General features: G+C 32.7%; 1 protein-coding gene. It reads right to left on the bottom strand.

What is annotated here, in order from left to right; all coding sequences use genetic code 11:
- Positions 1–18: 18 nt before the first annotated feature.
- A partial coding sequence (locus AACQ14_RS23905) for a F0F1 ATP synthase subunit A (RefSeq protein ID WP_339366044.1) occupies positions 19–220 on the bottom strand: 202 nt, incomplete at its 5' end.

Raw genomic sequence — 220 nt, 5'->3', positions numbered from 1 at the left:
ATCTTGTGATTTAACATTCTATTCCATAGCACTTGATACAAAAGTCATGCTCAACATAACAAATATAAATGCCTGCAATACACCTGCAAAAACATCAAAATATCCATGTAATGCTGTTGGTACACCAATAAGTGCAAACCAAGGTAAATTATAATATAAAGTCATGATAATCGTACCACCAAGTATATTTCCGTTTGTTCGGAAATATACTTGGTGGTAC

The sequence above is a fragment of the Vallitalea maricola genome (assembly GCF_036985595.1).
Lineage (GTDB): Bacteria > Bacillota > Clostridia > Lachnospirales > Vallitaleaceae > Vallitalea > Vallitalea maricola.
The sequence above is the reverse complement of the archived record's forward strand: the minus strand, read 5'-3'. Positions and strand labels throughout refer to the sequence as shown.